The sequence below is a fragment of the Micropepsis pineolensis genome (assembly GCF_055392125.1).
The window spans coordinates 470,073-494,302 of record NZ_AP042408.1; the positions used below are offsets into that span (position 1 = coordinate 470,073).

The window sequence follows — 24,230 nt, forward strand, 5'->3', positions numbered from 1 at the left end:
CACAACGCGCTAAAGCTGTTGTTGTAACCCTAATGCGTCGCCGTTTTAGGCATAAATCGCGGCAATCGGAAACAGTCAGATGAACAGCAATCGTCTCGCCGAGGAAACCAGTCCCTATCTCTTACAGCATAAGGACAATCCTGTTCAGTGGTATGCCTGGGGCCAGGAGGCCCTGCAAGAAGCCGAAGCCAGTGGCAAACCGATCTTATTATCGATCGGCTATTCCGCCTGTCATTGGTGTCATGTCATGAATCGTGAGAGCTTTTCCGACGCCGAAACCGCCACGGTGATGAATGATAATTTCATCAATGTGAAAGTTGATCGCGAAGAACGCCCCGATCTTGATCGATTCTATCAGGCTGCCGCCCAGTTGATGGGCTATCGCGGCGGCTGGCCGCTCAATATTTTCCTGAATGCCAAGGGCGAACCCTTCTTCGTCGGCGGATATTTCCCGCCCGAAGAAGCCAATGGTCAGCCCGGCTTCAAAACCATACTCAACAATGTCGTCGGCATCTATCACGATCAGGGTGAAACGGTTGCGACCAATGCCAGCAAGGTTATTGAGGCGCTGAGCGAGCAATGGTCGCGTGATACCCGTGGCCAGCTTGATCCGCGCAGTCTTGACCTGATGGCAGTTCACACCGCCCAGCGTTTTGACATTTTCTATGGCGGGCTGACCGGCACACCGAAATTTCCTCATATTCCAGCGGTTGAAGTGCTGTGGCGTGGTTTCTTACGCACCGGCGCAGCCCCCTTTGCCCAGCTGGTACAAACCACGCTTGATACGATGTGCCAGTCGTCGCTTTATGATCATGTCGGCGGCGGTTTCCACCGCTACAGCGTTGACGAGCGGTGGCTCATTCCGCATTTTGAGAAAATGCTCGGCGAAAACGCCATTATCACCGATTTGCTGACCACGGTTTCACAGTTTAACCGCCACCCGCTCTATCGCACCCGGATCGAAGAAACCCTCGACTGGATGCACCGCGAGATGATGGTCGAAGAAGGTTTCGCCACCAGCCTGGATGCCGATTGTGATGGCAAAGAAGGTGGTTTCTATCTGTGGGACGAAGCCGAAATTGATACCGCTTTGGCCGGCACGTTCAGCCAGCGCTTTAAGGATGTCTATAACGTCCGCAAAGATGGGCTGCTCAACGGTCAGAATGTGTTGCAGCGTCTGGGCGCACCGTTCCCGCTCAACGATGCCGACGAAGCCTTGCTCAAACGTCAGCGTGAGCTGCTGCTTGGCACCCGCAATCAGAACCGCAGTGCCCCCTTACGCGACGATCAGGTGCTGGCCGATGTCAACGGCATGGCGATTTACAGTTTTGCCAATGCCGGCACGGTCTATTCCAACCCTGAATGGCTGCGCATCGCCATCAAGGCTTTTGACTTTGTCGTCAAAACTATGGGCGATGGGGAACGGCTCTACCATTCCTGGCGTGCAGGTAACCGCGGCAATACCGGCTTTGCCGACGATTATGCCTATATGGCCCGGGCGGCACTAAAGCTTTGGGAAGTTACCGGCAGCAAGCGTTATCTCGACTTTGCCCAGAGCTGGGCACGAGTGATGAACGAAATATTCTGGGATAACGCCAATGGCGGCTATTTCCTGACCGCAGCAGATGACAGCTCACCGTTGGTACGTATACGGACAATATTCGACCAGGCGGCACCTTGTGCCAATGCTGTAATGATCGAACTGTTGGCCAAGCTTTCCTTCATCACCGGCGAAGAAATCTATCAGCAGCGCGTTAATGCTGCGATTGGTGGTTTCGCCCGTGAACTGGGCGCAGGCTTCATCGGTATGGGCGGTTATCTCAACAGCCTGGAAACCATGATCGCTGGCTTGCAGATTGTTATCGTCGGGCCGAAAGAAAGCGGTAAAACGCAGGAACTGGTTGCCGCCGTACTGGCCCGCAGCCTGCCCACCGCGACCTTAATGTTGATCGACCCGAGCGAAGCCTTACCGGTCGGCCACCCGGCCCATGGCAAGGTTATGGAGAATGGTCAGCCTACGGCCTATATCTGCCAACATAAGAACTGTATGGCACCGATCACCAACGCCGTTACCTTGTCACAGGTTCTGCAATTACCGGCCCGCCCGCAAGCCCCCGCCGGTCACGCTTAAAAACCCACACAAAATATCCTTATGTTTTTTGTAGAAAAGGGCGGATGTTCCATCTGCCCTTTTTTCTTGTCCCCAGCCATCGCGCTGGCGCATCCTGACACCAAACACTATTGGCAATTCAGGAGGCCTTTATGAAAGCCATACGTTTTGCAAAGACCGGTGGCCCGGACGTTCTACAAATACAGGATATAGAACTACCCGCACCGGCACCCGGCTTCATCCGCGTACGTCATCGTGCCATCGGCATCAATTTCATCGACACTTATCAACGCAGCGGTCTGTATGCCCTGCCGCTGCCATCGGGTCTCGGCTCAGAAGCCGCTGGTGTGGTTGAAGCGGTGGGCGAGGGCGTTAAACGTTTTGTTGTCGGTGACCGTGTCGGCTATTGCTCCGGTCCGATCGGGGCCTATGCCGAAGCCAACAACGTGGCGGAAAGCAGAGCCGTCAAACTGCCCGAAGGCATTGGTTTTGACACTGCCGCCGCCTCGATGCTCAAAGGCTTTACGGTACAATATCTTATCAAGCGCACCTTCGCCGTGCAGCCGGGTCAGACCGTGTTATTTCACGCTGCCGCCGGTGGGGTGGGGCTGATTGCCGGTCAGTGGCTTCGCGCCCTCGGCGTCAAGGTGATCGGAACCGTTGGATCAGCGGAAAAACGCGTCGCCGCGTCAGAAGCCGGTTATGACCGGGTCTTCCTGTCGGCAACCGACGACTGGGTCAAAGCCGCCCGCAATATGACCGATGGTGCTGGTGTGCCGGTAGTCTACGATTCCATCGGTAAAGATACGTTCGAGCGTTCGCTCGACTGTCTTGCGCCCCGTGGCTTGATGGTCAGTTTCGGTAATGCCTCGGGCGCGGTGCCGCCCTTTAGCCCTGGCCTGCTGACGGCCAAAGGCTCGCTCTATCTGACCCGGCCCAGTCTGCAACACTATATTGCGACGCCGGAAGAGCTACAGCAGACGGCTGATGATTTCTTCGCGGCAATACTTAGCGGCAAAATCATCGTCACGGTTGGTCAGATTTTCCGACTGTCCGAAGCCCAGGCCGCCCACGAAAGCCTGCACAGCCGCAAAACCATCGGCTCGACCATTCTGGTTCCGTAAAGAAAAAGCATCCCTGTATAACAGGGATGCTTTTATTTTCTTATCCGTCCGCGACTGCGGATGCAGTCCGCCGGCGACTGAAGGGGAAAAGGCAATAAGCCTTTTCCCTCACCCATTAAGAGTTCATGCTCTCGAAGAAATCATCATTGTTCTTTGACGAGCGCAGCTTGTCCTGCAGGAATTCAATCGCATCGACGGTACCCATCGGCGCCAGAATGCGACGCAGCACATAGCTCTTCGACAGGCGGCCTTTATCGACCAGCAATTCGTCCTTACGGGTGCCAGAACGCAGGATATCAATGGCCGGGAAGACGCGCTTGTCGGCGACTTTACGGTCGAGAATGATTTCCGAGTTACCTGTTCCCTTGAACTCTTCAAAGATCACTTCATCCATACGGCTGCCGGTATCGATCAGCGCGGTGGCAATAATGGTTAGCGAGCCACCTTCTTCGATGTTACGCGCCGCACCGAAGAAGCGCTTGGGCTTCTGCAGGGCGTTGGCGTCAACACCACCGGTCAGCACCTTACCCGAAGACGGTACCACCGTGTTGTAAGCGCGGCCCAGACGGGTAATTGAGTCGAGTAGAATGATAACATCGCGCTTGTGTTCAACCAGGCGCTTGGCCTTTTCGATCACCATCTCGGCGACCTGAACATGGCGGGTGGCCGGTTCATCGAAGGTCGAGGAAATCACTTCGCCATGCACCGTACGCTGCATGTCCGTGACTTCTTCCGGACGTTCGTCGATCAGCAGGACGATCAGGTAACATTCCGGATGGTTGGCCGCGATCGCCTTGGCAATATTCTGCAGGATAACGGTCTTACCGGTACGCGGCGGGGCAGTGATCAGGGCGCGTTGGCCCTTACCCTGCGGCGAGACGATGTCAATCACCCGGCCGGTCTTATCCTTCAGTGTGGCGTCTTCGATTTCCATCTTAAGCCACTTGGTCGGATACAGCGGCGTCAGATTGTCGAAGTGAACCTTATGCTTAATATTCTCAGGATCTTCAAAATTGATCGTCGAGACTTTCAGCAGGGCGAAATAGCGCTCGCCATCTTTCGGCGCACGGATCGGGCCCTCAACCGTGTCACCGGTGCGCAGACCAAAACGGCGGATCTGCGACGGAGATACGTAAATATCGTCAGGCCCCGCCAGATAGTTCGCCTCGGGCGAACGCAGGAAGCCGAACCCGTCCTGTAACGTCTCAAGCACACCGGCGCCTGTAATTTCGACGTTACGCTCAGCCAGCTCTTTAAGGATTTCGAACATCATATCCTGCTTGCGCAAGGACGATGCGTTCTCAACACCCAGCTCTTCGGCAAAGGCCAAAAGATCGGTGGGGGATTTGGTCTTCAAATCCTGCAGCTTCATCGCTTGCAGGGGGGTGGGTTCGCTCATGGAAAGTTTTGCACCTGAATCGAAATATCGCTTCCGCCCAAACCAAAACGGCAAGGACGATCATTTTTTAGCGTAGGAATGCCTGAGGTCTTGAACCTAAGAGGATCAAAGCACAGATCGACGCGGAAGGAACCGCACTCAGGCTTTTGGGAACAGGGGGTATATAACGCGCCCCGCGTGACTTACGCAATGGCCTACCCGGCAACACAGCTCTTTAAAAGCACAGGATCGTTGCCGTGAAGCCACGGCGGGCGCGAATGTCGCACGGAAGCGGTATCATCAGACCGGCTTAACCACCGCCAGAATGACAATGGCAAACATCAACAGGGTCGGCGCTTCGTTCCAGAAACGGAAAAACCGCTCCGAGCGGACATTGACACCACGGAAAAATTTACGGGCCCAGTAAATATCTAAAAGATGAACCACCGTCATTAACCCTGCCAGCCCAAGCTTCGACAGAAACCAGAGGTCCGACCAATAATCCATAGCAAAGGCAATAATCAGCCCAAAAAGCCAGGTCCCAATCGCCGCTGGCGCCATGATCATGGCAAGCAATTTGCCTTCCATAGTCAGAAAGCGCTGATACTCCACCGATCCCACCACAGTCTGGCACTGATAGACAAACAGCCGCGGCAGATAGAACAGCCCAGCCATCCAGGCTATGGAAAAGATGATGTGGAAGGACTTAAACCACAGATAGTTTGTAACGAAAAAATCCATCCTGTTTCACCCAAGCTTAGTGCGGATAGCCGCACTGTTTGTCTGCGCCGCAACACCCGGCCATAGCACGATAATCCTCATCGTGTAGTGCCATGTGAACCAGTCCGGCAAGCCCTGCAATAAAGGCTGGGTGGCAGCCCACAGTCGGAACACGTATATAATGGGGCACCCCAAAATGTCCGGCCTGTTCGGCATAGTCGATATCAAGTTCATACAAGGTTTCAGAATGCTCGGACACAAAAGCAATGGGGGCAAGCAACACCCCCTTACCTTCGGTACCAGCGCGTTTGATTTCATCAAGAGTCGACGGACCTATCCATTTCAAAGGCCCGACCTTGCTTTGATAACAGACCTGATAGTCTTCCATACCTAAAGTTGTCGCCAAAGCCTTGGCAGTAGCCATGACATGTTCCGCGTACGGATCACCACGGTTAATCACCCGCTCGGGCAGACCATGCGCACTCAGCAACAAGCGATAGGATAGCTCTGGCTGGCATTTTTGCGCCGCAGACGCCGTCAGATCCGCAAGGGCTGCAATAAAACCAGGCAGGGTGGCATAACAGCAAACCGAATGCGTCGGTACTGTGAGGCCCGCACAAGCTGCCACCTGATGCCACTCTGCCAGCGATGATCCGGTCGTGGTTTTAGAATATTGCGGATAAAGCGGTAGCAAGATGATGTGGTCAGGCGCAAAATCTTGTAGCGCGCGCACAGTGTCGACAGCAAAAGGCGGCGTGTAGCGCATAGCTATAAAAACCCGCGTCTCATCACCAAGAGCATGTTGCAAGGCAACTGCCTGTGCCTCAGTCTCGCGCAGAATAGGCGATCCACCACCAATCGCACGATAAATCGCCGACGCGGTGGGGCCACGTCGTTTGGCAATAAAGCGGGCCAGCCACAAACGAAACGGTGCAGGCAAAGAAATAATCGCCGGATCAGAAAAAAGATTGCGCAAGAATGGCTCAACACCGGCAAGGTTTTCCGGTCCGCCAAGATTGAACAGCACTACGGCCTGTTTCATCGCTATCCCCGGATCAAAGAAACCAATTTTTCGACATGTGCAATGGGGGTATCGGGTAGAATACCATGACCTAAGTTAAAGAGATGGGCCTTACCCTGCATGGTCTGCAAAATCTCATCAACTTGTCTTTCCAGAACAGCCCCACCGGCAATCAAGGCCAGTGGGTCCAGATTGCCCTGTAAAGCCTTGCACTGAAGTGTATCACGGGCCCAGGCAAGCGATACTGAAGTGTCTAACGATACCGCATCAACACCTGTTTCAGCCGCATAAATTCGATAACCATCCTGCGATGTAAGACGGGGAAAACCAATAATTTTCGCATCCGGTAACACTGTGCGCACTTTGTGGACAATTTTTTTTGTCGGCGCCACAACAAAACTGCGAAAAAAATCCGTACGCAGATTACCTGCACTGCTGTCGAATATCTGCACAGCATCGGCACCGGCCTGTAACTGTGCAATCAGGCTCAACGCCACACAATCGCTCAAGATATCGATTAGCGCCGCAAAGGATACCGGTTCGCGATAGGCCCATAACTTCGCCGCCCGCTGTTCATCACCGCCACCACCGGCCGCCATATAGCTCGCCAAGGTCCAGGGCGCGCCCGTGAAGCCCAACAGCGCCACAGATCGATCCAGGCGGCCACGGACAAGACCAAGGGTCTCAAACACCGCCCCCAGCCTCTGACGATGGATATCTGGATCTTGCTCAAAGATGCTATCGGGACCGGCTATCAGCAGGCGGGGGGTACCAGCCGAAAAATCCACACCATGGCCCAGTGCCGCTGGAATGGTCAGAATATCCGAAAAAACAATTGCTGCGTCAAAGCCAAAGCGGCGGATTGGCTGCAATGTCACCTCGGCAGCCAATTCCGGGTTATGGCACAAATCCCAGAAGGATCCGGCTTGGGCACGAACCTCGTGATACTCAGGCAAATATCGTCCGGCCTGGCGCATCATCCAAAGCGCGGGTCTTTCGCATGCTATGCCACGCAAAGTACGGGTCACTACAGTTTCATGAATCAAAACAAGATTCCTAATTAGTTTAGTGAAGTTGTTGTTAGGCCAGTGGATTGTGCAGCAATTTGTCGATAAGACTCCTATGGATAATATTTTATTAAGATAAACAATACGTTAGTCTGTGGTTGGCAAAGCCCCTCCGGGTGCGTAACTGTGAACAGGAAAGGCCGCTCTATCCACAATCATACCCAGGCTGGCCTGTGAGGTGAAAAGAATTTTGTCAGACCCTTGAGTCCTAGTGGGTATGTGCCATCCGCAGTGTGGGTAACGGTGGGGCGACTGGTGTATGAATCTTTTTGAGCGGCTTTGAAAACGTCATGATAAAAAAAGACCGTAACCACAGCGTTATTTTAGCATCTGGCAGTGCCACGCGGGCAAAATTGCTCCGGGATGCTGGGATTCTATTCACCCCCTGTGTGCCGGTGGTGGACGAATCCTCACTTCGCGAAAAGCTCTATAAACAAAGACAAAATGCAACAGCCATCGCGGAAAATTTAAGCCTCGCCAAAGCGATGGTGGTGGCCAAAGACCATCCGCAAGATCTGGTAATTGGCAGCGACCAATTGTTGGTATTTAACGACGTACCGCTAGGTAAATCGGCTGATCTTGTGGCGGCAAAAAAACTGTTGCAGGCCTTGCGGGGAAATACACACTATTTATACACCGCGGCCGCTCTGGTCCGGGGGGCGGAATGTCTATGGCGCCATACGGCAATCTGTAGCCTTACGATGCGCGACTTCAGCGACACGTATTTAGATCGCTATCTTGAGCTGGAAGCTGAGGCGATCCTATCCTCGGTCGGCTGCTACCGGTTGGAAGAGCGCGGTCTACAATTATTTGACCGGGTTGAAGGGGATTATTTTTCCATTCTTGGGCTTCCGTTGCTAGACTTGTTAAAAGCCCTACGGGATTTTGGAGCGGTGGAAACATGAAACTGACCGGTGCAGGAAAAATTGGCGGTGTGGCCGGATATCCCATTACCCATTCGCTATCGCCGCTGCTGCATGGCTTTTGGCTCGAGGAATATGGTGTCGATGGGGCGTATGTGCCGCTCAAAATCGCGCCTACGGACTTTTCCACCACGGTGCACAGTTTAAAGGCGGCGGGGTTTGTCGGTATCAATGTTACTGTACCGCACAAGGAAAAGGCCTTTGCTCTGGCGGATACGTCGAGCCCGATGGCCAAAATCGCCGGTGCCGCCAACCTGTTGATCTTTTCCGAAAATGGGATCCGGGCCGACAATACCGATGCCCCCGGTCTGATTGCGACCCTGGACACGGCGCTGGGGCAGGGGGCCTTGCGGGGCCAAAAGGTGGTGATATGGGGGGCGGGCGGTATGGCGCGCGCCGCCGTACTGGCGTTATCCCAAATGGCTGTGGGTAAAATTGTGCTGTTGGCACGACGGCCGGAAAATGCGGCGGCGCTGGCTGACAGTATGAAACCAGACTGCAACTGTGAATTGGTCTCTGGTGGGTTTGAGGATTGGGGACACGCTGCCAGCGATAGCGTCTTATTAATTAATGCCACCAGCGCCGGGATGAGTGGTCGCGCCGCCATTGATCTGGATCTGGCTGCATTGCCGCCCCGGGCGGCGGTGTTCGATGCGGTGTATAACCCGTTGATAACCCCGCTGCTGGCAGCGGCTGCGGCTGAGCAGCGTCAGACAATTGACGGCTTGTGGTTGCTGATGCATCAGGCAGTGCCGACATTCGAGGCGATGTTTGGCCTTCGCCCGCAAATCAGCCCGGCCTTGCGTGCGGCATTGGAAAAGACCCTTCATGACAAATAAGCCTTTTTGTCTCGGGCTGACGGGCTCGGTCGGTATGGGAAAAAGCGAAACGGCGAAGATGTTCGCCGCGTTCGGCCTGCCGGTGTTCGATGCCGATGCGGTTGTGCATAAACTGTATCAGACACCGGAATTCATCGCCCGGATAGAACAGGCCTTTGCCGGCACGACCACGACGACACAGGTTGACCGCGCCGCTTTGTCGGCCAGCTTACGGCGCAATACTGATGGCTTTGCCCGGCTTGAGGCCTTGGTGCATCCCCAGATTGGCTATGCTCTTGAAGACTTCCTGTCGACACAGTCTCAACTGGGCGCGCTTTTTGTTCTGCTTGATATTCCTCTGCTCTACGAAGCCGAGTGGGACCGTTACTGCGATGCGGTGGTGGTGGTCAGCGCCCCGGCCGAGGAGCAGCGCCGCCGTGTTCTGGCTCGCCCCGGGATGACGCCCGAGAAATTTGCCCTTATTCTGTCGCGTCAGATGCCTGATGCGGAAAAACGTCGCCGGGCGGCATATGTTATCGACACGGGGCAGGGGCTGGCCGCCACCCGGGCTCAGGTGCGCGAACTTGTTGAATATCTGCAGCAGCAGGAAAAATAAAAATCATGCGTGAGATTGTTCTGGATACCGAAACCACTGGCTTTGACCCATCATCCGGTGACCGCATCGTCGAAATCGGTTGTGTCGAGCTGGAAAACCATCTGCCGACCGAAAACAATTTTCACGTTTATCTCAATCCCGAACGCGACATGCCGGCCGATGCCTTCAAGGTCCACGGCCTGTCATCGGAATTTCTCGCCGATAAACCACTGTTTGTCGATATCTGCGATGATTTTCTGAACTATATCGGCGATGCGCCGCTGATCATCCACAATGCCAGTTTTGACATGAAATTTCTCAATGCCGAACTGACTAAACTAAAACGCGCACCAATACCGTTTTCTCGTGCAATCGATTCCATTGAGATTGCCAAACGCAAATTGCCTGGCGCGCGCTATTCCCTCGACGAGCTGTGCAAACGCTTCAGCATCGATCTGACCCGCCGTAGCAAGCATGGCGCCCTACTTGATGCCGAGCTGACGGCGCTGGTCTATCTTGAACTGGTCGGCGGGCGGCAACAGAATCTGGCGCTGGCTCCGGCAGATAATGTGCCGCTGGCCCCTGCCGCCGATACCCCGGTGCGCCTGCGTCCCCATCCACTGGCAGACCGCATCACCGAGAGCGAAATCGCCGCCCATAAAGCCTTTATAGGCAAGGAATTGGGCGATAACCCGGTGTGGGCCAAATACGACGCCTGAATTCTTGTGTGACGGGCGTTTGTTACGCGTTCCGCACATACAAAAACGGCGCTGACCTAAATCGGTAGCGCCGTTTGTCTGAAAATTAGCTTCCGGATCAGGCGTCGAGATGGCCCGGCGCCACGTTGCGCTGCTGCATCTCGGCCATCTTGGCACGATACAGCGCGGCAAAGTCGATCGGTTCGATCATCAGCGAGGGTAAACCGCCATCCTGCACCACATCGGCGACGATGCGGCGGACAAACGGGAACAGAAGATGCGGCGCTTCGATCATCAAGATCTGGCTGCGCACGTCTTCCGGGATGTTGTGCAGGAAGAACAGGCCACCATAGACCAGTTCAAGCAAGAAAGCCGGCTTGTCTTCAATCTTGGCCGAGACCTGCAGCTTCATTTCGACTTCAAACAGTTCCTTATCGGCCTGTTTGGCTTTCAGATCGACGTTCAGCTCGACCTGCGGACGGCTGGCAACGTTGGTCAGCGGTGCGGCCGGATTTTCAAAGGACAAGTCCTTGATATACTGCGACACAACACGGATTGCGGGCGCGTTGGCCTCGTCTGCACCATTTTGGCCATCAGCGGAACCGCCAGCCGGAATATTGCCTTCTTCGCTCATCAAAGACCCCCTAAAGGAAAACGTAGCTATTGTTCAGCGCCGCTAGCATGAAAGCCGGGCCTCTGACAAGCAAGCCGCAAGAAAGCCGTTCCACGTAAGCGAATCATTAACGTTATTGTTGCCGGAAGGGTGCGCCTGTTGCAAATCGGCCCGTAAAACCTAATTATAAAAAGATGCGTTGCTGGACCCCAAAAGCCGACTGCGCTACTGTGTGATACGATTTATGCGCGCTTGTGACGCGTAAGGTTTTTCCAATATGGCGGACACGCAATTGTTCGAGATCATTGTGATAGCAACGGTAGCGGCGGTTGTTTTGTTCCGCCTGTATGCGGTGCTTGGCCGGCGAACCGGTAACGAGCGGCCGCCACAAAGTTATCGTGTCGCCCATCAGGAGCCGGCGGAAAGCATTGTCAGCGATAAAATGGCTGATGAAACACCGCGTCCGCAATTGTCGTCGCCGGTCATGCGGCCTACCGATCCGGTTTCCAACGGTCTGTTTGATATTTCGCTCGGCGATAAAAGCTTCGATCGTGATAAATTCATCACCGGCGCCCGCGCCGCCTATGAGATGATCGAGGAAGGCTTTGCTACCGGCGCGCGCGAAACCCTGCGTCCGCTGCTCAGCGCCGAAGTGTTTACTGCCTTTGAAGGGGCGATTACCGCACGCGAAGCCGCTGGACAGCAATGCCGTTTCACCTTTGTCGATTTTAAAGAGGTCAAGATCGTCGGCGCGGCCTTAAAAGATCGCATGGCCGAGGTGACGGTGTCCTTCCGGGCCGAGGTGATTTCTGCCACCGTCGATGGCAACGGGGTGGTGGTTGCCGGGGATGAAAAGGCTGTAACCGAAGTCAACGATATCTGGACCTTCTCGCGCGATGTGCTGGCGCGCAATCCAAACTGGATTCTGATCGCCACAGCGGCTGAGGCTTAAAATTTCTAAAAATTTTCCCCTTAAAAAAGCCCCGCTACTGGCAGGGCTTTTTTTGAGCTTTTTGGCTGTCATGCTGTCCGGCTGCCAAACCGCACCGGGCCCGGCGGGCACGGGTGTTACACTTGAAAAACAGGATTTTTCCAATCTGCCGGGCTGGCGTGGGGCCAATCCGCAACCCGCTTATCAGGCCTTTGTGCGGTCCTGCGGCGAAATTAGCGCCCGGTCTGCCACTGCCCCGGCGCCGGGGCTTGGCTATGGTGGCACCAATGGCGACTGGCAGGCAGTTTGCCGCGCAGCCAAACATAATCCGCTGCCGCCGAAGCGCTTTTTCGAGCAATGGTTTCAGCCCTTCGCGCTGACCTCCACGGGAACAGCCAATCTGTTCACCGGCTATTACGAGCCCGAAATTGCTGTCAGCCGGGTCAAAGACGAAACCTACCAAACGCCGATTTATGGCCTGCCGACAGATCTGGTCAGCGTCGATCTGGGGCTTTTCCGCGATAAGTATAAGGGTGAAAAGCTGGTTGGCCGTCTCGATAAGAACCGGCTTACCCCCTATCCCAGCCGGGCCGAGATCGAGAATAAGGGCCTAAAAGCCCCCATCCTGTTTTATGCCGCTGATCCGGTTGCTGTGTTTTTCCTTCAGATTCAGGGCTCAGGCCGTGGGCTGCTGCCAGATGGGTCTCAGGTTCGTCTGGTTTATGCCGGGCAGAATGGCAAAAGCTATACCGCCATTGGCAAGGTGCTGGTGGCGCAGGGCGCCATCGCGCGGGACCAGATTACCGCCCAATCCATTCGGGATTGGTTAAAAAGCCACCCCGACCAAGCCGCATCTGTCATGCAGGCCAATGAATCCTATGTATTTTTCGCTGAAGAGCATATCGGCAGCCCTTCCCTCGGGGCCAGGGGATCCGAAGGGGTGCCGCTGACAGCAGAGGCCAGTATTGCCATTGATCCCCGCTTTCACCCCTATGGTCTGCCGGTATTTATCGCCACCACCAAACCATCATCGGATGGGGGGGGCACCGCTTGGCAAGGTCTGTTCATCGCGCAGGATCGCGGTGGGGCCATTCGCGGGGGCGGACGGGCCGATCTCTATCTTGGCGTCGGCGGCGGGCCGGAAAAGCTGGCCGGACTAATGAAACAGCCGGGCGATATGTTTATTCTGCTGCCCAAGGCCGTGGCCGACCGTTTGCAGGGTATCAGCCGCTATGAAGGGCCTGCACCATGAAAAAACGCCAGACCAGCGATGACGAACGCGCTTTCTTCGAAGGGGTGATGACGGGCAAACTTCGGATTGCCAAGCCCGAGCCGCGCCTGATCATGCCCGAAGCCGTGGTGCGTAAGGGGCCTAAACCAGCCATCCCCAGCGGGATTGACGGGGGCACCGCCGAACGGCTGCACCGCGGTGATCTGGCACCGCAAGCCACACTTGATCTGCATGGCCTGACCGAGGCGGCGGCCTATCCCGCCTTGATGAAATTCATCACCATGGCCATCAGGCGCAATCTGCGGCTGGTACTGGTGATTACCGGCAAGGGGCGTCAGCAGATCGATCGCTACGCTCCCTTTGATATGGAACTCGATATGCGCAGCCGCGGCGTGCTCAAGAATATGGTGCCGCGCTGGCTGGCCGAGCCGGATGTCGTGCGTCAGATCGCCGACATCCGCACCGCCCACGGTCGCCATGGCGGTGACGGTGCGCTGTATATTTACCTACGCAAAAAAAGCTCAGATCAGCCCCGCTTTGCGCGCTAATTCCGCCAGCGAGGTTTGCGGTCGGGCACCGAAATGCGAAATGATTTCGCCTGCTGCCAGCGAGCCTAGCTTGCCGCAGACCCCAAGAGCCTTGCCATGGGTCAGGCCATAGAGAAACCCGGCGGCGAACTGATCGCCTGCGCCGGTGGTATCGACCACCTGTTTGACCGGCACGGCATCGACAATGTGGGTTTCCCCCTGACCAACCACAACACAGCCCTGCGCCCCACGGGTCACAGCGGCAATCCCGCCCCAATCGGACAGGGCCTGTAATGCGCCATCAAAGTCTTCGGTGCCGAACAGCGCCTTGGCTTCATCTTCGTTGGCGAAAACGATGTCGACGTCGTCGCGGATCAGTTCCAGGAATTCGTCACGGAAACGGCCGACGCAGAATGGATCGGACAGCGTGAAGGCGGTTTTGGTGCCGGCTTCACGGGCGGCAGCAATAGCTTTACGCGAGGCGGCCTTGGCGGCCTCCATATCCCACAGATACCCTTCGATATAGAGCACTTTGGCGCTGGCAATATCGGACTTCTTGACGTCGGCAGCCTGCAAGCCACGGCAGGCCCCCAGATGAGTGTTCATCGAACGCTGTCCGTCGGGGGCCACGGCGATCAAGCAGCAGGCGGTCGAGGGGCCTTCATCCGCCATCGAAGTGGTGAAGCGGATGCCGAGTTCCTTCAGGCTTGAGGTGAAGGCCAACCCCAGCCGGTCATCATGCACCTTGCCGATATACTGGCCTGCGCCCCCGAACGAGGCGATGCCCGCCATGGTGTTGCCCGCCGACCCGCCAGCCATTTCGCGCCGCTCGGCCGGGAAAGCCTGATACAGCTCGTGGGCACGGTATTCGTCAATCAGCGTCATGACGCCTTTGGCGATCTTGTGGGTGAGCAAAAAGGCATCGTCCACCGGTGCCAGAACGTCAACAATGGCATTGCCCATGGCAACTACGTCGGCGGTGCGATCCATGATCTTCTCTCCCTTGAAGCGGCGGCTATAAATTTCGGCTTTTGCAATGCCCGATGATTGCTGGCTGTGCAAGGGCCTAACAGACCATGGCACTGCCTTAAAAGCGCCGGAACAGCGATTTTTAACCTTTTACGATCTGCAGTTTCAAATCATAAACTGCGGCACACATTTCCGTGGAGCGCTTGCCGAAATAGGCTATCACTTATGTGTAACCAGTAAACGCGATGACCGGTAAAGGCACCGCTAAGATGGTGGTGGGGATGCGTAAAACTCTGTTCGTTTTGGGATTATGCGTGGCGGTATCGGCCTGCGCCCCGCGGCAGCGGGCCGAGGAGAGCTTCATTCCGATCCCGCCACCGGTTAATGGTCACCGTAAGCCGCTGATCCAGTTCACCGGGACCGAGCTGCAGGAAATCTACGGCAAGCCGGATTTCGTCCGTCTGGAAACTGGCAGCCAGATGTGGCGCTATGATGCTGGTCTGTGCCGCATCTTCTTCTTTCTCTATCCGCGGCAACAAGGTCAGGATGCGACACTGGCGATCAAGCAAATGGAAAGTGTACCATCGAGCCGCCCCGGCCATATCGAGCGCAATTGCTTCAACGCACTACAGCTACGGGTCAAGGCAGGCTAGAGCACACGTGCCTCGTTTCTCTAGACCCGCTTTTCTTTGAACTGGCACAGCGGCCGCACCACACACACATCGCATTTGGGGGCGCGGGCGGTACAGACATAGCGCCCGTGCAGGATTAGCCAGTGATGGGCATCCTGCAGATACGTGTCCGGCACTATGGCCATCAGACGATCTTCGACCTCGCGCACATCCTTGCCTGGGGCAAGCCCGGTGCGGTTGGACAGCCGGAAGACATGGGTATCCACCGCCAGCGTCTTGTGACCAAAGGCGATGTTCAGAACGACATTGGCCGTTTTGCGGCCCACCCCGGGCAGGTCTTCCAGCGCCTCGCGGCTCTCCGGTACCTTACCGCCATGGCGGGCGATTAGTAGCTCGGACAGGGCGATGACATTTTTGGCCTTACCACGATAAAGGCCAATGGTTTTGATATGCTCGACCAGTTTGGCCTCGCCTAATGCCAGCATTTTTTGGGGACTGTCGACGGTTTTGAACAGGGCTTCGGTGGCCTTGTTGACGCTTTTGTCGGTGGCTTGCGCTGACAGCACCACCGCCACCAGTAAAGTATAGGCGTTGGTGTGGTTTAGCTCGCCCTTAGGGTGGGGATTGGCCTTTTTCAGGGCGGTAAAGAAGCTTTCGACGTCTTTCTTGCTAAACATGCTGGTCATCCGGATGAGGCAGTGTAGAATCTCTCTAAATTAATCTACACACAAGTGAGGGCTGCCATGAAAATTTCGCATCTGCCCCCGGACACCGTGTTTTACGGCTTTGCTATATCGCCCTTTGGTCCGGCAATTGCGCTGTTCAGTGATGCAGGGCTGTGCGGTCTTGGTTTCGGCGTGAAGAAGGCGGCTCTTCTGGCCGATTATCGCAAACGCTGGCCGGTGGCGTTTTCACGTGACGATGATCTGGCCCAGAAAATTATTGGTGATGTTTTCGCGGGTAAAAAATGGCCGTTACACCTGATCGGTAGCGATGGGCAGATTGCGGTTTGGCAGGCGCTGTTAAAAATCCGCCCCGGAAAGACCACCAGCTATGGCGCGCTGGCGGACGGGCTGGGTCGCCCCGGCGCGGCGCGCTGGGTGGGCACGGCGGTGGGGCAGAACCCGATTGCCTATGTCGTGCCCTGCCACCGTGTCGTTGCCAAATCCGGCGCCCTCACCGGGTATCACTGGGGATTAGACCTGAAACGGGCGCTGCTGGCAGCAGAGCAGGGCTGATTACAGCCCCAGCACGTCTGCGATGGCATAATAGCCGGGTTTTTTACCCACCGCCCACAGTGCGGCTTTGACTGCACCACCAGCGAAAATCGTTCGGTCTTCGGCGATATGCGACAGCACCAGCCGTTCTTTCTGCCCGGCGAAAATCACCTGATGGTCGCCCACCACGGTGCCGCCGCGAAGCGACGCAAAACCAATATCACCAGCTTTGCGGGGGCCTGTAATGCCATCGCGGCCACGGACCGACTTTTCCGCCAGATCGACGTTGCGCCCGTCAGCGGCGGCCTTACCCAGCATAAGGGCTGTGCCAGACGGCGCATCGGCCTTCTGGTTATGGTGCATCTCGACAATTTCGATGTCGAAATCGGGTAGCAGTTTGGCGGCCTGTTTGACCAGCGCCGACAGCAGGCAGATGCCAAGGCTCATATTGCCTGATTTGACGATGGCGATCTTTTGCGCGGCGGCTTGCAGTTTGCTTTCTTCTTCGGCACTGAATCCGGTCGTGCCGACAATCTGCGCCACACCTGCGGCGGCGCATTTTTCCGCCAAGTTGAGCGATACCGCCGGACGGGTGAAATCAATCACCACATCAGCCTTTGTCAGATTGGCTTCGGCGGCCAGCGCCAGACCGAGCGGCGGCAGGCCCGCCAGAACACCAATATCCTGACCGATGGCGCTATGGCCGGGAAATTCGACCGCACCGGTCAGAACCGCCCCATCCGTCTCGTGGATCGCCCGGACCAGGGCAAGGCCCATACGTCCCGCCGCACCGGCCACCACTACGCGCACATCGCTCATTGTTGTTTGCCTTTATGCTTTTGGTTCTTCTGCTGCCGGGGCCGGGTTGTCTGCCGCCACCGTCACCATGGCCGGGCGCAGCAGGCGCTCGCCGATGGTAAAGCCGCTCTGCACCACATTGACAATGGATCCCTTGGGCTTGCCCGAACCGGGAACCTCGGCAATAGCCTGATGCAAATGGGGGTCGAATTTGCCGTCTGCGGTGTCGATGGCTTTAACGCCAAAGCGCTCTAGCGTCGACAAAAGCTGACGCTCGGTCGCCACGATGCCCTCGAACACACCCTTAATTTTTGGGTCGATTTCTTCCGGCAGTGGATCACAGGCTGACAGCGCACGGGTGAAATTGTCGGCCACCGCCAGCATTTCGCGGGCAAAATGGGCCACGGCATATTGCGAAGCGTCCTTGGTGTCGCGTTCGGCGCGGCGGCGGATGTTTTCCGCTTCGGCCATGGCACGTAGCAGCCGGTCCTTCAGATCGGCATTTTCGGTCTTCAGCGCATCAAACTCGCTGGCCGGGTTTGCCGCTTCCGGCGCCGGATCGGCGACCGACGTGGCCGCGGTTTCGGTGTTGGCAGACTCTTCAGCGTTATTTTCCATGCTACTTTCCTTAAAACAAAACAGTTTAGCCCAACAGCCGGCCAATAACCTTGGCGGTGTGGTCGACCATGGGAATGATACGGGCATAATTCAGCCGGGTCGGACCCAGCACGCCGACCACGCCAACCACCTTACCCTGTGTGTTGGTATATGGGGCTGCGACAATCGAAGAACCAGACATGCCGAACAGACGATTTTCCGAACCGATGAAAATGCGCACGCCGTCGCCATCCTTGGCCAGCTCCAACAGGCGGATCAGTTCGTTCTTGCGTTCGATCTCCTCGAACAGGGTGCGTACCCGTTCCAGATCGCTTTGCGCCTCGAGGCTGTCGAGCAGATGCGACGCCCCGCGCACGATCAAAACCTTGTCTTCGCCTTGGGCCGGATCGGACAGGGTGGCCAGACCTTCGGCCACGACTTTGGCTGTCAGTTGATCCAGCTCGCTTTTTTCGGTTTCAAGATCCTCGAACAGATCTTTACGGGCGCTGTCCAGACTGTGACCGCGCAGGCGGGCATTTAAGTAATTTGTCGCCTCGGTCAGCGCCGATGCGGGCAGGCCAAGTGCGGTTTCGATCAGGCGGTTTTCCACCCGACCGTCTTCGGTAACCAGAATGACCAGCGCCTTACCAGGTGATACCCCGACGAATTCCACATGCTTCAGCACACTTTCCTGCTTGGCCGCCACCACCAGCCCGGCACAGCGCGACAAGCCCGACAGCATGGTCGTGGCTTGGGTCAGCACATCTTCCATCGCCCGCCCGGTTCCGGCGATGCGGGTCTCGATGACACTGCGCTCTTCCGCCGCCAGATCACCGATTTCCAGCATACCATCGATAAACAGCCGTAGGCCGCGCTCGGTCGGCACCCGACCAGCACTGGTGTGGGGGGCATAAAGCAGCCCCATCGCCTCCAGATCAGCCATAACATTGCGGATCGAGGCCGGGGAAAGTGAAACCGGCAAAATCTGTGACAGGGTGCGCGAACCCACCGGGTCGCCAGAGGACAAGAATTCTTCCACTAAAGAGCGGAAGTCCTCGCGTTGGCGATCCACTAAACCTTCGGTTTTGTGGTGCGACAGGGTATTATTCAAGGCATCGAGCTCAGATCATTGAACTGGTTAATGCTTTTTCGCGCGACTTTAACTTTGGACAAGTTTTCTCTGAACAGCTAGGTAAAGGCGCTCATATAAAACTTCAAGGGAAAGCCAATGCGTTCTTCATCCCGCGCCTCCGATCAGATGCGCACCGTCACCCTCACGCCGGGATTTTCCAAACATGCCGAAGGCTCCTGCCTGGTCAAGTTTGGCGACACCCATGTGCTGTGTACCGCCAGTCTGGAAGAAAGCGTGCCGGGTTTCTTACGCGGTTCGGGCAAGGGATGGGTGACGGCGGAATATGGTATGCTGCCCCGTTCGACCGGGTCGCGCATGCGGCGCGAGGCTGCCTCGGGCAAGCAATCGGGCCGTACCCAGGAAATACAGCGTCTGATCGGCCGCTCGTTGCGCGCCGTGACCGATTTGGCCGCACTGGGTGAAAAGCAGATTACCATCGACTGTGACGTGTTGCAGGCCGATGGCGGCACCCGTACCGCGTCGATCACCGGTGGCTATGTCGCGCTGGCCCAGTGCATTCAGTTTATGACCAAGACCGGCATGCTCACCAAGCCGGTGCTGAAAGATCATGTTGCAGCGATTTCCTGCGGCATCATCAAGGGCGAGCCGATGCTCGATCTTGATTATTCTGAAGATTCCACCGCCGGTACGGATGCCAATTTCGTCATGACCGGGGCTGGTGGTCTGGTCGAAATTCAGGGCACCGCCGAGGGTGCACCGTTTACCGACGAAGAATTCACCCAGCTGCTACGTCTGGCCCGCCAGGGCATTACCGAACTGGTTACCTTGCAGAAGGCCGCCATCGGATGAAACTGATCCCCGGCACCGAGCTGGTCATTGCCAGCCATAACAAGGGCAAGGTGGCCGAGATTGCCGAACTTCTCGCCCCGCGCGGTCTGATCGTGCGGGGGGCGGCCGAGCTTGGTTTGCCCGAGCCTGAGGAACCCGGGGATAGCTTTGAAGCTAACGCCATCCTCAAGGCGCGCGCGGCGGCGGATGCCTGTGGCCGCTTTGCGCTGGCCGACGATTCCGGCCTGTGCGTGACGGGCCTTGGTGGTGCGCCGGGGATCTATTCCGCACGCTGGGCCGACCATAAGGATTTTTATGGTGCCATGGCCCGGATCGAGCGCGAGCTGACCGCGGCGGGCACATCAGATCGTTCGGCGAAATTCGTCTGTGCGCTGGCGCTGGCTGTCCCTGATGGGGCGGTGGAAACCTATATCGGTGAAATTCACGGCACGCTCTGCTTCCCGCCGCGTGGCACCAATGGCTTCGGCTATGATCCGATTTTTGTTGCCGAGGGCATGGATCAGACCTTTGGCGAAATCGATCCGGCACAGAAACACGCCATCAGTCACCGTGCCCGTGCGTTCGCCCGGTTTGCCGATATGGTGCTGGGATGAGCGGTTTCGGCCTCTATGTTCATTGGCCTTTCTGCGCCAAAAAATGCCCCTACTGCGATTTCAACTCGCATGTCCGCGTCAGTCTGGGCGAGGCGGCATGGCTGGCCGGTATTGTGCAGGAAATGAACCTGGTGGCCACGCTGCAGGGCGAAAACCGCCCGCAGCTTGAAACCATATTCTTCGGCGGGGGCACCCCGTCGCTGATGACGGGGGCATCCGCTGCCCGCATTATCGACGAGGCGGCCAAGCTGTGGACGCTGGCGACCGACATCGAAATCACTATCGAGGCCAACCCGGCCAGTGCCGAATCCGCCCGTTTCGCCGATTATGCGACCGCAGGCGTTAACCGGTTGTCGCTTGGGGTGCAGTCGCTGCGCGATGCGTCGCTGAAATTCCTTGGCCGCCTGCATGATGTGGACGAGGCCAAGGCGGCACTGAAAATGGCGCTGGCGACGTTCCCACGGGTGTCGTTTGATCTGATCTATACCTTGCCGGAGCAAACGCTTGCCGACTGGCGCACCGAACTTAACGAGGCGCTCAGTTTCGGCTGTGAGCATCTTTCGCTTTATCAGCTCACTATCGAGCCGATTACCCCCTTTGCCACCATGGTCAAACGCGGCAAGCTGACTATGCCACCGGACGAAATATCGGTCGCCCTGTTCGAGGCGACACAGGAAATGACCACGAAGGCAGGGCTGCCGGGCTATGAAGTGTCCAATCACGCCCGGCCGGGTGCCCAATGTCGCCATAACCTGATCTATTGGCAGTATGGCCAATATGCCGGGGTGGGGCCGGGGGCCCATGGTCGGCTTGATATTTATGGCGGGCGTTATGCCACCGCAGGCGAGCGGTTGCCCGAACGCTGGTATGAAAAGGTCACCCAGAAGGGGCATGGCTTTGCTACCATCGCCGAAGTCCCGCCCGAAGATGCCGCGCGTGAGCATCTCCTGATGAATTTACGCCTCGCCGAAGGGCTTAATCTGGAAGCCTATCACACGCGCTGGGGCTTTTTGCCGCCGGAAAAGAAGATCGCCCAGCTTAGCGAGCTGGGGCTGGTCACGACGGAGCTGGGGCGGCTCAAAGCCACCGCGCAGGGACAGCTTCTGCTCAACCGCATCATCGAAGAACTGGCGGATTAACTGCCAGCCTTAGCGCTGTCAGCGCTTTCGAAGGTGGTCGGGGCCGGGTTGACCACGCTAAAGCCATTCGGTCCCACCGCCAGCACGGCCAACCCGCGCTCGATGCTGCCATCGGGGCGAAACCGGAAGATTCCGCCTGCACCGGCAAAGCCATTGGGATCGGTCAGGCTGTGTTTGGTGAAACGGCGATAGGGCTTGCCGTGCGATAACAGCACCACCAGCGAGATTGCATCATAAGCCAGCGGGGCCAGTGTCGGGGCGCTGTGGCCGTAAACTTTCCTGTAGCGAGCGACAAAAGCATCATCGGCATTGGGCTGCGGTGCAGCGAACCAGCCACCGGCCAGAAGATTTTCCTTGATGTTGCTGCGATCATCCCACACCCCGGTGCCGAGATAGCGCACCTTGGTTTTATCAACACCGTTATAGGCCAGCACCGGGATCATCGCCCGTAACAGCGAACCACCCTGCGGAATAAAAATGGCATCGGCCCCGCTTTTGGCCACCACAGCCGATGGCTCGCTGACCGCCCCGGCACTGGGGCTGTAATGCTCCAGCGCGACGACATGGCCACCTTTGGCTGCGACTGTGGTGCGGAAGCTTTGCTCTACCACCGCGCCATAGGGGGTTTCGGGGATCAGCGCGGCAAAGCGGCGTTTACCCTTGGCGGCGGCATAGGCAACCACCCGCTCGACCTCGGTTTGAGGCTGAAAGCTTAAAAGATAGACGCCCTTACCAGCCACTGAACGGTCGGTCGAAAAGGAGATCAGCGGTACGCCACGGTCGCGGGTCAGCGGCGCCACAGTTTTTACCGAGGTGGCAAACAGCGGCCCGATCATGATTTCGGCCCCCTGATCGAGCAGCTTTTCCGCCGCCTTGGCGGAACCGGTGCTTTCATCGGCGCTCATTAGCACAATGTTTTTCTGCCCGGCATCGAACAGGGCTAGCTGGGCCGCCTTCATCATGCCGGCGGCCAGTGTGCGGGTCGCCGGGCTGCTATCCGAAAAGGGCAGGATCACACCAACCCGCAGCGGTGTCTGGCCGGCGGGAAGGTTGGGCAGGCGCAGGAAGCTGGGCTGATCGGCCGAAAGCTGGTGCGGGGCAGGTGGATCATCCTCATAGCCGGACGGGACCGAGGCCGTTGTGCTACATCCGCCTAACAGAGCTATCGCCAGTGCGCCGACAGTGGCACAAAGGCGGGGCATAAAGCGGAAAGACGACGATGGCGCGTAAGGCATGGCAGGCTCCCGGACGGACGGCAAAAGCCGCCACCAGTGATAAATCTGACGGTAAATCTACCGGTTCAGCCGCGCAGGGTAAACCATCGGACGGTGAAAGCGTCGAGGATGAGGAAACTGCGTTGCCGTTGTTGCCACCCGCGCTTTACATCGTCGCCACCCCGATCGGACACGCCCGTGATATCACGTTACGCGCATTGGATGTGCTGAAATCCGTGGATCTCATCGCGGCCGAGGATACCCGGGTTACCGCCAAGCTTCTGGCAATTTATGACATCCGTAAGCCCTTGCTGCCCTATAACGACCATTCCAGCCCCAAAGACCGCGCCCGGCTTCTCGAAAAAGTGAAGGGCGGCGCGCGGGTGGCACAGGTCAGTGATGCCGGGATGCCGTTGGTGTCAGACCCCGGTTTCAAACTGGTGCGCGAAGCGTTGGCCGAAGGCGTGGCGGTGGAATGTATTCCGGGGGCTTCGGCCTCGCTTACCGCGCTCACCCTATCGGGCCAGCCGTCTGACCGGTTTGTTTTTGCCGGTTTTCTGCCCTCCAAAGCGGGTGAGCGCAAAACCGTGCTGGAAGAGCTGAAAACCCTGCGTGCCAGTCTGATTTTTTACGAATCCCCCGGCCGTCTGGCCGAAAGCCTCGCCGCAATGGCAGATGTGCTAGGTAACCGCCCGGCGGCGGTGGGCCGGGAATTAACCAAAATGCACGAGGAAGTCCGCCGTGGAACCCTGAGCGAACTGGCAGTGGATTTTGCAGAAGCGCCCCGGGGTGAAATTTCCATCGTTGTCGGCCCGCCTCTGGCGGAAGGCCCGGATTATGGCAAAATCGATGCTGCACTGGCCAGGTTGATCCCTTTTATGCCGCTGAAAGTTGCTTCCGAATTTCTGGCCGAAACATTGGGTGGCTCCAAACGCGATATCTATGAGCGGGGACAAAAACTGAAAGATGGGCAAACGCTATAAAACACGGGCGGCGCGCGGGGCTGCCGCCGAACGTCAGGGCCGCTGGGCCGAGGCCAAGGCGGTCTGGCTGCTGCGTTTCAAGGGCTATCGCATCTATGCACGGCGCCAGCGCACGCTGGCGGGGGAGGTCGACATCATTGCCCGTTCCCTACCGGGCGTGTGGTGTTTTATTGAGGTCAAGAACCGCCCCGACCAGGTGGGGGCCATCGCCGCGGTCAGCCGCAATCAGCGGGCCCGTATTGCCAGTGCGGCGGAAATATTTTTACACCAGAAACGTGCGGTGGGGCCTGCGCGCTTTGATGTGATAAGCGTTGTCCCCGGCCGTCTCCCATGCCATTTCCGTGATGCTTGGCGCCCCGATGATGCGTGAGTGAAAGGACTGATTGCACT

The 24,230-nt window shown here is 57.2% G+C and carries 27 protein-coding genes; 16 read left to right on the forward strand and 11 right to left on the reverse strand.

Going from position 1 to position 24,230, the window contains the following annotated elements; all coding sequences use genetic code 11:
- The first annotated feature begins 79 nt into the window (after window positions 1-79).
- Together ACZ5RI_RS02160 and ACZ5RI_RS02165 are read left to right on the forward strand one after the other, a co-directional pair.
- Window positions 80-2,131 carry a thioredoxin domain-containing protein gene (locus ACZ5RI_RS02160; RefSeq protein WP_464514468.1) on the forward strand — a complete coding sequence of 684 codons (2,052 nt, stop codon included), beginning with the start codon at window positions 80-82 and terminating at the stop codon, window positions 2,129-2,131.
- A gap of 131 nt (window positions 2,132-2,262) precedes the next feature.
- Entirely contained in the window at window positions 2,263-3,234 is a 972-nt protein-coding gene (locus ACZ5RI_RS02165) for a quinone oxidoreductase family protein (RefSeq protein ID WP_464514469.1), read from the forward strand.
- Between the two features lie 115 nt (window positions 3,235-3,349).
- Here ACZ5RI_RS02165 and rho read toward each other — a convergent pair whose 3' ends face one another.
- From rho to hemE, 4 genes are all read right to left on the reverse strand, one after another.
- The gene (gene rho / locus ACZ5RI_RS02170; RefSeq protein WP_464515530.1) at window positions 3,350-4,606 is read right to left on the reverse strand and encodes a transcription termination factor Rho; all 1,257 of its coding nucleotides are present in this window, start codon (window positions 4,604-4,606) and stop codon (window positions 3,350-3,352) included.
- Window positions 4,607-4,912: 306 nt separating this feature from the next.
- Entirely contained in the window at window positions 4,913-5,353 is a 441-nt protein-coding gene (locus tag ACZ5RI_RS02175) for a CopD family protein (RefSeq protein ID WP_464514470.1), read from the reverse strand.
- 16 nt (window positions 5,354-5,369) lie between these two features.
- A complete protein-coding gene (gene hemH, locus ACZ5RI_RS02180) occupies window positions 5,370-6,374 on the reverse strand; it encodes a ferrochelatase (protein WP_464514471.1) in 1,005 nt (334 codons plus the stop codon).
- A gap of 2 nt (window positions 6,375-6,376) precedes the next feature.
- A complete protein-coding gene (hemE, locus tag ACZ5RI_RS02185) occupies window positions 6,377-7,333 on the reverse strand; it encodes a uroporphyrinogen decarboxylase (protein WP_464515531.1) in 957 nt (318 codons plus the stop codon).
- Between the two features lie 356 nt (window positions 7,334-7,689).
- Between hemE and ACZ5RI_RS02190 the strand changes: the two genes are divergently transcribed.
- From ACZ5RI_RS02190 to dnaQ, 4 genes are read left to right on the forward strand one after another with little or no spacing between them, the layout of a single operon-like run.
- Window positions 7,690-8,325, forward strand: a complete 636-nt coding sequence (locus tag ACZ5RI_RS02190; RefSeq protein WP_464514472.1) for a Maf family protein — start codon at window positions 7,690-7,692, stop codon at window positions 8,323-8,325.
- Window positions 8,322-9,182 (forward strand): shikimate dehydrogenase, encoded by an 861-nt coding sequence (locus ACZ5RI_RS02195; protein WP_464514473.1) that lies wholly within the window; start codon window positions 8,322-8,324, stop codon window positions 9,180-9,182. The genes ACZ5RI_RS02190 and ACZ5RI_RS02195 overlap by 4 nt, the downstream gene beginning before the upstream one ends.
- Window positions 9,172-9,777 carry a dephospho-CoA kinase gene (coaE, locus tag ACZ5RI_RS02200; protein WP_464514474.1) on the forward strand — a complete coding sequence of 202 codons (606 nt, stop codon included), beginning with the start codon at window positions 9,172-9,174 and terminating at the stop codon, window positions 9,775-9,777. Before ACZ5RI_RS02195 ends, coaE begins: the two co-directional genes overlap by 11 nt.
- A gap of 5 nt (window positions 9,778-9,782) precedes the next feature.
- Window positions 9,783-10,475, forward strand: coding sequence for a DNA polymerase III subunit epsilon (gene dnaQ / locus ACZ5RI_RS02205; RefSeq protein WP_464514475.1), 693 nt, complete (start codon window positions 9,783-9,785; stop codon window positions 10,473-10,475).
- 97 nt (window positions 10,476-10,572) lie between these two features.
- On the opposite strand, the gene secB is transcribed toward dnaQ, so the two are convergent.
- Window positions 10,573-11,088, reverse strand: coding sequence for a protein-export chaperone SecB (gene secB, locus ACZ5RI_RS02210; RefSeq protein WP_464514476.1), 516 nt, complete (start codon window positions 11,086-11,088; stop codon window positions 10,573-10,575).
- Window positions 11,089-11,344: 256 nt separating this feature from the next.
- On the opposite strand from secB, the gene ACZ5RI_RS02215 reads away from it, so the two are divergent.
- Genes ACZ5RI_RS02215 through ACZ5RI_RS02225 form a run of 3 tightly spaced genes read left to right on the forward strand, consistent with a single transcriptional unit; the run spans window position 11,345 to window position 13,777 of the window.
- Window positions 11,345-12,019, forward strand: coding sequence for a Tim44/TimA family putative adaptor protein (locus ACZ5RI_RS02215; RefSeq protein WP_464514477.1), 675 nt, complete (start codon window positions 11,345-11,347; stop codon window positions 12,017-12,019).
- Window positions 12,020-12,071: 52 nt separating this feature from the next.
- A complete protein-coding gene (mltA, locus tag ACZ5RI_RS02220) occupies window positions 12,072-13,250 on the forward strand; it encodes a murein transglycosylase A (RefSeq protein ID WP_464514478.1) in 1,179 nt (392 codons plus the stop codon).
- Entirely contained in the window at window positions 13,247-13,777 is a 531-nt protein-coding gene (locus tag ACZ5RI_RS02225) for a Smr/MutS family protein (RefSeq protein WP_464514479.1), read from the forward strand. Before mltA ends, ACZ5RI_RS02225 begins: the two co-directional genes overlap by 4 nt.
- On the opposite strand, the gene ACZ5RI_RS02230 is transcribed toward ACZ5RI_RS02225, so the two are convergent.
- Entirely contained in the window at window positions 13,751-14,746 is a 996-nt protein-coding gene (locus ACZ5RI_RS02230) for an adenosine kinase (RefSeq protein ID WP_464514480.1), read from the reverse strand. The two genes, ACZ5RI_RS02225 and ACZ5RI_RS02230, sit on opposite strands and share 27 nt — an antisense overlap.
- A gap of 260 nt (window positions 14,747-15,006) precedes the next feature.
- Between ACZ5RI_RS02230 and ACZ5RI_RS02235 the strand changes: the two genes are divergently transcribed.
- Window positions 15,007-15,378 carry a hypothetical protein gene (locus ACZ5RI_RS02235; protein WP_464514481.1) on the forward strand — a complete coding sequence of 124 codons (372 nt, stop codon included), beginning with the start codon at window positions 15,007-15,009 and terminating at the stop codon, window positions 15,376-15,378.
- A gap of 20 nt (window positions 15,379-15,398) precedes the next feature.
- On the opposite strand, the gene nth is transcribed toward ACZ5RI_RS02235, so the two are convergent.
- Window positions 15,399-16,043, reverse strand: a complete 645-nt coding sequence (gene nth / locus ACZ5RI_RS02240; RefSeq protein ID WP_464514482.1) for an endonuclease III — start codon at window positions 16,041-16,043, stop codon at window positions 15,399-15,401.
- A 57-nt stretch (window positions 16,044-16,100) separates the two neighbouring features.
- On the opposite strand from nth, the gene ACZ5RI_RS02245 reads away from it, so the two are divergent.
- Window positions 16,101-16,595 (forward strand): methylated-DNA--[protein]-cysteine S-methyltransferase, encoded by a 495-nt coding sequence (locus ACZ5RI_RS02245; RefSeq protein ID WP_464514483.1) that lies wholly within the window; start codon window positions 16,101-16,103, stop codon window positions 16,593-16,595.
- Here the strand turns inward: ACZ5RI_RS02245 and dapB are convergent, their stop codons facing one another.
- From dapB to hrcA, 3 genes are read right to left on the reverse strand one after another with little or no spacing between them, the layout of a single operon-like run.
- Window positions 16,596-17,393 (reverse strand): 4-hydroxy-tetrahydrodipicolinate reductase, encoded by a 798-nt coding sequence (gene dapB, locus ACZ5RI_RS02250; protein ID WP_464514484.1) that lies wholly within the window; start codon window positions 17,391-17,393, stop codon window positions 16,596-16,598. It abuts the gene before it with no gap.
- A 12-nt stretch (window positions 17,394-17,405) separates the two neighbouring features.
- Window positions 17,406-17,990, reverse strand: coding sequence for a nucleotide exchange factor GrpE (gene grpE, locus ACZ5RI_RS02255; RefSeq protein ID WP_464514485.1), 585 nt, complete (start codon window positions 17,988-17,990; stop codon window positions 17,406-17,408).
- A gap of 25 nt (window positions 17,991-18,015) precedes the next feature.
- Window positions 18,016-19,080: a heat-inducible transcriptional repressor HrcA gene (hrcA, locus tag ACZ5RI_RS02260; protein ID WP_464514486.1), complete on the reverse strand. Its 1,065-nt coding sequence runs from the start codon at window positions 19,078-19,080 to the stop codon at window positions 18,016-18,018.
- 117 nt (window positions 19,081-19,197) lie between these two features.
- Here hrcA and rph point away from each other — a divergent pair, with 117 nt between their 5' ends.
- The 3 genes from rph to hemW are packed head-to-tail and all read left to right on the forward strand — an operon-like array spanning window position 19,198 to window position 21,643.
- Complete coding sequence (gene rph, locus ACZ5RI_RS02265; RefSeq protein WP_464514487.1) at window positions 19,198-19,911, forward strand: ribonuclease PH; 714 nt, start codon at window positions 19,198-19,200, stop codon at window positions 19,909-19,911.
- Window positions 19,908-20,504 carry an RdgB/HAM1 family non-canonical purine NTP pyrophosphatase gene (gene rdgB, locus ACZ5RI_RS02270; protein WP_464514488.1) on the forward strand — a complete coding sequence of 199 codons (597 nt, stop codon included), beginning with the start codon at window positions 19,908-19,910 and terminating at the stop codon, window positions 20,502-20,504. Before rph ends, rdgB begins: the two co-directional genes overlap by 4 nt.
- Window positions 20,501-21,643, forward strand: a complete 1,143-nt coding sequence (hemW, locus tag ACZ5RI_RS02275) for a radical SAM family heme chaperone HemW (protein ID WP_464514489.1) — start codon at window positions 20,501-20,503, stop codon at window positions 21,641-21,643. Before rdgB ends, hemW begins: the two co-directional genes overlap by 4 nt.
- Here hemW and ACZ5RI_RS02280 read toward each other — a convergent pair.
- Window positions 21,640-22,878 (reverse strand): penicillin-binding protein activator, encoded by a 1,239-nt coding sequence (locus ACZ5RI_RS02280; RefSeq protein ID WP_464514490.1) that lies wholly within the window; start codon window positions 22,876-22,878, stop codon window positions 21,640-21,642. The two genes, hemW and ACZ5RI_RS02280, sit on opposite strands and share 4 nt — an antisense overlap.
- On the opposite strand from ACZ5RI_RS02280, the gene rsmI reads away from it, so the two are divergent.
- Complete coding sequence (gene rsmI, locus ACZ5RI_RS02285) at window positions 22,863-23,840, forward strand: 16S rRNA (cytidine(1402)-2'-O)-methyltransferase (RefSeq protein WP_464514491.1); 978 nt, start codon at window positions 22,863-22,865, stop codon at window positions 23,838-23,840. The genes ACZ5RI_RS02280 and rsmI overlap by 16 nt on opposite strands.
- Complete coding sequence (locus ACZ5RI_RS02290; RefSeq protein ID WP_464514492.1) at window positions 23,824-24,210, forward strand: YraN family protein; 387 nt, start codon at window positions 23,824-23,826, stop codon at window positions 24,208-24,210. Before rsmI ends, ACZ5RI_RS02290 begins: the two co-directional genes overlap by 17 nt.
- Window positions 24,211-24,230 lie beyond the last annotated feature (20 nt).

Coding starts and splice junctions, on each gene's coding strand:
- ACZ5RI_RS02160 (WP_464514468.1), top strand. CDS start 80: ATGAACAGCAATCGTCTCGCCGAGGAAACCAGTCCCTATCTCTTACAG.
- ACZ5RI_RS02165 (WP_464514469.1), top strand. CDS start 2,263: ATGAAAGCCATACGTTTTGCAAAGACCGGTGGCCCGGACGTTCTACAA.
- rho (WP_464515530.1), bottom strand. CDS start 4,606: ATGAAGCTGCAGGATTTGAAGACCAAATCCCCCACCGATCTTTTGGCC.
- ACZ5RI_RS02175 (WP_464514470.1), bottom strand. CDS start 5,353: ATGGATTTTTTCGTTACAAACTATCTGTGGTTTAAGTCCTTCCACATC.
- hemH (WP_464514471.1), bottom strand. CDS start 6,374: ATGAAACAGGCCGTAGTGCTGTTCAATCTTGGCGGACCGGAAAACCTT.
- hemE (WP_464515531.1), bottom strand. CDS start 7,333: ATGATGCGCCAGGCCGGACGATATTTGCCTGAGTATCACGAGGTTCGT.
- ACZ5RI_RS02195 (WP_464514473.1), top strand. CDS start 8,322: ATGAAACTGACCGGTGCAGGAAAAATTGGCGGTGTGGCCGGATATCCC.
- coaE (WP_464514474.1), top strand. CDS start 9,172: ATGACAAATAAGCCTTTTTGTCTCGGGCTGACGGGCTCGGTCGGTATG.
- dnaQ (WP_464514475.1), top strand. CDS start 9,783: ATGCGTGAGATTGTTCTGGATACCGAAACCACTGGCTTTGACCCATCA.
- secB (WP_464514476.1), bottom strand. CDS start 11,088: ATGAGCGAAGAAGGCAATATTCCGGCTGGCGGTTCCGCTGATGGCCAA.
- ACZ5RI_RS02215 (WP_464514477.1), top strand. CDS start 11,345: ATGGCGGACACGCAATTGTTCGAGATCATTGTGATAGCAACGGTAGCG.
- ACZ5RI_RS02225 (WP_464514479.1), top strand. CDS start 13,247: ATGAAAAAACGCCAGACCAGCGATGACGAACGCGCTTTCTTCGAAGGG.
- ACZ5RI_RS02230 (WP_464514480.1), bottom strand. CDS start 14,746: ATGGATCGCACCGCCGACGTAGTTGCCATGGGCAATGCCATTGTTGAC.
- ACZ5RI_RS02235 (WP_464514481.1), top strand. CDS start 15,007: ATGCGTAAAACTCTGTTCGTTTTGGGATTATGCGTGGCGGTATCGGCC.
- nth (WP_464514482.1), bottom strand. CDS start 16,043: ATGACCAGCATGTTTAGCAAGAAAGACGTCGAAAGCTTCTTTACCGCC.
- ACZ5RI_RS02245 (WP_464514483.1), top strand. CDS start 16,101: ATGAAAATTTCGCATCTGCCCCCGGACACCGTGTTTTACGGCTTTGCT.
- dapB (WP_464514484.1), bottom strand. CDS start 17,393: ATGAGCGATGTGCGCGTAGTGGTGGCCGGTGCGGCGGGACGTATGGGC.
- grpE (WP_464514485.1), bottom strand. CDS start 17,990: ATGGAAAATAACGCTGAAGAGTCTGCCAACACCGAAACCGCGGCCACG.
- rph (WP_464514487.1), top strand. CDS start 19,198: ATGCGTTCTTCATCCCGCGCCTCCGATCAGATGCGCACCGTCACCCTC.
- rdgB (WP_464514488.1), top strand. CDS start 19,908: ATGAAACTGATCCCCGGCACCGAGCTGGTCATTGCCAGCCATAACAAG.
- hemW (WP_464514489.1), top strand. CDS start 20,501: ATGAGCGGTTTCGGCCTCTATGTTCATTGGCCTTTCTGCGCCAAAAAA.
- rsmI (WP_464514491.1), top strand. CDS start 22,863: ATGGCGCGTAAGGCATGGCAGGCTCCCGGACGGACGGCAAAAGCCGCC.
- ACZ5RI_RS02280 (WP_464514490.1), bottom strand. CDS start 22,878: ATGCCTTACGCGCCATCGTCGTCTTTCCGCTTTATGCCCCGCCTTTGT.
- ACZ5RI_RS02290 (WP_464514492.1), top strand. CDS start 23,824: ATGGGCAAACGCTATAAAACACGGGCGGCGCGCGGGGCTGCCGCCGAA.